Origin of the sequence: Pseudomonas sp. PNPG3 (assembly GCF_023093815.1) — a bacterium.
Classification (GTDB): Bacteria; Pseudomonadota; Gammaproteobacteria; order Pseudomonadales; family Pseudomonadaceae; genus Aquipseudomonas; species Aquipseudomonas asiatica.
Genome location: NZ_JALLKV010000126.1, coordinates 1 through 1,310, shown reverse-complemented (window position 1 = coordinate 1,310; position 1,310 = coordinate 1). Strand labels below are relative to the sequence as shown.

General features: G+C 53.2%; 1 protein-coding gene. It reads left to right on the top strand.

Annotation, left to right across the window (positions count from 1 at the left end):
* Positions 1 to 207 precede the first annotated feature (207 nt).
* Entirely contained in the window at positions 208 to 978 is a 771-nt protein-coding gene (locus MJ643_RS30350) for a DUF6708 domain-containing protein (protein WP_247727277.1), read from the top strand.
* Positions 979 to 1,310: the final 332 nt, after the last annotated feature.

Here is a 1,310-nt window from a genome sequence, read left to right as displayed (position 1 = left end):
CTATTTGGGCCTCATTATGAGGCTTGGAGGTGTCTACGAAACCAGGGGCGATTCACACATCAGCACTTCAATTCCACTACTGGATAACCATTGCACAAAAGCTATTGAGCTAACGCTCACTTATTGGCCCAACAAGCATGACATGTCAGTTTATGCAAAAGTGACAATGAGATAAAACAATCTATCCTCGCTAAGGAGTCTATTCTAATGGCCCGCCCGCACCTTAACCCGCCATGTACAGGATGGATAGAGGACCTACCCCATCCTGACACTCCCATTGCGATCGAAGCCAGCCTGGGCAATCAATCCCCTAACCATCAGGATCTTATCTACCTTGAAGTACCCAGACCCCTCGGTTGGGCAAGAGAAGTAATGGCTTTCCTTTCGCTTCCAACTATCGCCATCACCACCCCTCTGCTCAGCTTCATAAACTCCAACTTAGAGCAGAGAGACTTCGAATCCGTGCTAGTTGATATATTAATACTTGCATGCGGAGTATGGGCATCCGTATTTTGCCTTCGAGTAAGCATATCCCCACCCCGAGATGAACCCCTTCGCCTCAACCGAGTACGTAAAAAATTGTATGCATACAATTTCAAGTACTGCTGGTGGAACCCCTTCACGAACTGGAAAGTAGAAACAGTTTGCTACGACTGGTCCCAAGTCCGCGCCGAGCGCTGGTCCCAGACCGGCGCACTGCCAAACGGTGGGTTAATTTTCAAATGGGGTGTCACACTCTCCATCGTTGCACCAGGCACAAACAATGTCATCGACCGTTTTCCTCTGGTCACGATGGGCGCCAATGAACATGCCTGGGCCTACATCTGCACCTACATGCAGGAAGGCCCCTCAGCCCTGCCACCACCCGCCCCCCCCAAGGATCACAACGATGTGCTCTGGTGTGAGTTCGCCCTGCGCCTGGCACCCCGAGTAGCGTGGCCAGCGGAAATGGATCTGGAGTCGAGGACCGCCCCGTGAGATTACTGTCTTGCACTGCTTGCTCTCGCCCTATCGCCGGCATGCCAGCTCTCGCAGAACTGCATATGACTCATCGAATTAGCGGGGACTCTGTGGGAGCGGCTTTAGCCGCGAACACCGGCGCAGCCGGTGCCATGCACCGCGTTGGATTCTTCGCGGCTAAAGCCGCTCCCACAGGGTACGCGGGCCGCTTGCGAATTCAGTTTTCTACGCGACAGCGCAGCCCAAAGGGCTAGGCAATCTCTCTTAGGCTGCACATGACTCATTGAATTAGCAGGGACCCTGTGGGAGATTCTATGGTTTTCAGCAAGCCAGTTTCGCGCCTTTAGTGA